The sequence below is a fragment of the Vibrio albus genome, from assembly GCF_003144035.1.
Taxonomy (GTDB): Bacteria; Pseudomonadota; Gammaproteobacteria; order Enterobacterales; family Vibrionaceae; genus Vibrio; species Vibrio albus.
On record NZ_QFWT01000020.1, the window covers coordinates 1 to 3,881 of the forward strand.

General features: G+C 43.2%; 3 protein-coding genes and 1 pseudogene. 1 reads left to right on the forward strand and 3 read right to left on the reverse strand.

The window, feature by feature from the left end:
- The first annotated feature begins 593 nt into the window (after positions 1–593).
- Positions 594–866 (forward strand): hypothetical protein, encoded by a 273-nt coding sequence (locus DI392_RS19260; protein WP_109321321.1) that lies wholly within the window; start codon positions 594–596, stop codon positions 864–866.
- Positions 867–980: 114 nt separating this feature from the next.
- Here DI392_RS19260 and DI392_RS19860 read toward each other — a convergent pair.
- The 3 genes and pseudogenes from DI392_RS19860 to DI392_RS19275 form a co-directional block, all read right to left on the reverse strand.
- A pseudogene (locus tag DI392_RS19860) lies at positions 981–1,333 on the reverse strand (DUF6404 family protein).
- A 541-nt stretch (positions 1,334–1,874) separates the two neighbouring features.
- Entirely contained in the window at positions 1,875–2,099 is a 225-nt protein-coding gene (locus tag DI392_RS19870) for a hypothetical protein (protein ID WP_109321322.1), read from the reverse strand.
- A 1,193-nt stretch (positions 2,100–3,292) separates the two neighbouring features.
- Complete coding sequence (locus tag DI392_RS19275) at positions 3,293–3,733, reverse strand: GNAT family N-acetyltransferase (RefSeq protein ID WP_109321323.1); 441 nt, start codon at positions 3,731–3,733, stop codon at positions 3,293–3,295.
- Positions 3,734–3,881 lie beyond the last annotated feature (148 nt).

A 3,881-nucleotide genomic window follows, 5' to 3' on the forward strand; every position in this document is an offset into this window, starting at 1 on the left:
AGCGTTGATTCTGAGGGCTTATCGAAAGCCAAGCAAACCGATGGTTGAAACGGCAAGACCAGAGTTCAGCAAAGCTTAGCCATTCTATGCAAACCAACCTCATAACGCCCAACTAAAGGGCAAAAACCAAGGCCCATTCACTCAACCGAACCAGCCATAACCCCAAAAATAAACCGAACCAAAAATGCCGCGTGTTTTTGTCCCTTTGAGTTGTTTGTTATGACGGCGGCTCCGAACCGACCAAAAACGGCTGACTCAAAGAATAAGATGAACGAGCATCAACAGAAAGGTTCAAGACACCGCGTTTTCGAGCGGCTTAACCCTTTTTAATAATTGGCAATTAAAGCGGTGAGCCAACGGATAAACAAGGCTCATTTTGCACCAGAGAATTTACAGCCGCAATAAAGAACAATCTGGAAATTACCTGCAAACGGAACGCGGCAACCCACTGAAACCAAAAAGAAAGCCCGACCTCATAACGCCCAACTAAAGGGCAAAAACCAAAACCCATTCACTCAACCGAACCTGCCGGAACCCTAAAAACAAACCGAACCAAAAGTGGCACGTGTTTTTGTCCCTTTGAGTTGTTTGTTATGACGGCGGCTCCGAACCGAACAAAAATGGCTGACCCAAAGAATAAGATGAACGAGCATCAACAAAAAGAGTCAAGACACCGCGTTTTCGAGCGGCTTAACCTTTTTCAATTATTGGCAATTAAAGCGGTGAGCCAACGGGTTAACAAGGCCCATTTTGCACCAGAGAAAGCCTACAGCCGCAATAAAGAACAATCTGGAAATTACCTGCAAACGGAACGCGGCAACCCACTGAAACCAAAAAGAAAGCCCGACCTCATAACGCCCAACTAAAGGGCAAAAACCAAAACCCATTCACCCAACCGGACCAGCCGGAACCTCAAAAACAAACTGAACCAAAAGTGGCGCGTGTTTTTGTCCCTTTGAGTTGTTTGTTAGGTTTTGAGTTTATTCACCCAATGAACCCCAATCTGTTAGATTTAATTGCTTACGCCTTATGAAGTAGAAGGTTGCCATAACCAAGCCAAACAAAGCGCCGGTAAGCAACGAGATATAAACAGCTTCTAAAATTGGTGTGCCTAACTCATTCCACACCAGAACCCATTGAATGACTCCCCAAACAGGAGCGAAGAAAGTCAAACAAAGCATAACGTTTGCAAAAAACTCTGGTAATAAGGCGGAGGGAAGCATAACCCGAGTTTACGTAACAAAGTTGCAATTGGTGAGTTATAGTTCGACTTCCAAACACCTTTGTCACTTAGCTCTTTGTATGCAAGTTGTAGCTTAGTTTCATAATCCATGACCCAAACTCCTCGAATTCTATGTTTCCCACAGAGAAACCTAACGCCCAACTAAAGGGCAAAAACCAAAGCCCATTCACTCAACCGAACCAGCCGAAACCTCAGAAACAAACCGAACCAAAAATGCCGCGTGTTTTTGTCCCTTTGAGTTGTTTGTTATGACGGCGGCTCCGAACCGAACAAAAACGGCTGACCCAAAGAATAAGATGAACGAGCATCAACAGAAAGGTTCAAGACACCGCATTTTCGAGCGGCTTAACCCTTTTTAATAATTGGCAATTAAAGCGGTGAGCCAACGGATAAGCAAAGCTCATTTTGCACCAGCGAAAGCTTAAAGCCGCAATAAAGACAAACCTGGAAAATCGCCCACAAAACGAAACGCGGCAACCCATTAAAACCCAAAAGAAAGCCCGCCTCATAACGCCCAACTAAAGGGCAAAAACCAAACCCACTTGCCCAACCGAACCTACCGGAACCTCAAAACCAAACCGAACCAAAAATGCCGCGTGTTTTTGTCCCTTTGAGTTGTTTGTTATGTGCGTTACTCGAATTCATTTCCCATATTTTCTAAGATTTTGTGCCCACAAGCTTTACAGGTTAAATAGCGGTTCATGTTGTAGTAATGACCACCGTTGATAAATTCATGAATCAATAACATCAATCGACCATATATGGATTTTTTTGTGTCGTAACTTGAAGGTTTTCTTTCCAGCGTTTCTCTATGGTCTGTTTCCGTTTTACAGCATTCGCAGTACCTAACCACCATACTCTGCTACTCCTAAATATCAAAAGTTGAGTATAGCCTGCAGAGAATATGAAACTACGCGCTAATAAAATCTTTGCGGTTGAAATCAAATACGTCAAAGCACATAACGCCCGGCTAATGGGCAAAAACCAATACCATATGCACTCAATTTAACCAGCCGAAACCTCAAAAGCAAACCGAACCAAAAGTGCCACGCGTTTTTGTCCCGTTAAGCAGTTTGTTATGACGGCGGCCCCGAACCGAACAAAACCAGCTGACCCAAAGAATAAGATGAACGGGCATCAACGAAAAGATTCAAGACACCGCGTTTCGAGCGGCTTAACCCTTTTTAATAATTGGTAATTAAAGCGGTGAGCCAACGGATAAACAAGGCTCATTTTTCACCAGCGAGAACTTACAGCCGCAATAAAGACGAGCCTAAAAACTTCCGTAAAAACGGGACGCGGCAACCCACTAAAACCAAAAAGAAAGCCCGACCTCATAACGCCCAATTAAGGTGTGAACCACGCTACCACACAACTTAACTAGGACGCCGTAAACACAGAACTAAACCCAAACCAAAAGTGCCAAGCGTGGTGAATCACTCTTAAATTGTTTGTTATGTTTTACCACAAACGACTGATTTACTTGAGAAAGAACTGCAGTTTATGACCAATTTTCTGAACCAAACCACAAGGCAAGAACCGACTTGACCACCAAAGGCAACCAACCTAAAACAAGTAAATCCACTTCCCTGCCCAATGAGGCAACCCGACTAAGCTCCAACAAGTGCCCTTTCTTTCCAACCAAAGCGCAAGACAATAGAAAATTGCCGAGGCAATTGCCAAGTTGAAATACTAATTGGCTAAGAAGCTAAAAGCGACTTTAAGCCAGCTAAATAAGAAACCGACCGCCACGACCTGACAATGAAGCAACCCGCGAACATTGGCATGTTTTACGGGTTGAGAGATTCAAGAACTTAGGCCGACAATGCGGATTTGCTGAGTCTACTAGGGACGAATTGCCAGAGGGACAATGAACTAGAGCCTAAGACCTTTAAGCCTTTGAACTTCATGTAAACATAACGCCCAATTAAGGGGTGAACAACGCCTTCACCCAAACCTAAAGCATTGTGTCATAAACACTAAAACTGAAGTAGAAGTAAAAGTGCCAAGCGTTGTGAATCCCTCTTAAATTGCTTGTTATGTTTGGAGTTAAAGGGACAGACGCAACTCTATTTCACGCCCTTCAACTAAGTGACCTGTTGATTCAAAACCACAACTTTCGTAGAAACCTTGAGGGCTAACTGAACCTGTAACAACACTTGTGTATAAAGCGGATATTCCGAACTCTTTAACCAATGCTGATTTCAACAGATCGATAGCGATACGCCCATAACCTTTTGACTGTTGAGATTTATCGAGCATGAACCGCCAAAGTTCAAACTTACCTGAAACTGTGTCTGCGTTTACTAAAACAAAGCCAATTGGATTATTGTCAGCATAGATACCTTTGAACCAAGGAAAGCTCATAAAGTTTGCTTCAGCCAATGAGATAGCATTGCTATCAACATGATTTAGCTGATTTTTAGCTACCTGTAACTGGCAAATCTCATAGAAGTTCGTTTTGTCTATACTTCTTAATTCGAGGTTCATACTACCAATTTCCTTCGAAAACATAACGAATGACATGGATTCCCCCTCCCGAGGATCTGCCACACTTAAGTGGTACTTATTAGCACTGGAGGCACCATGTCTGATTATTCTTATTTTGGCGGTATCGATTTAGCTAAAAACCACTTCA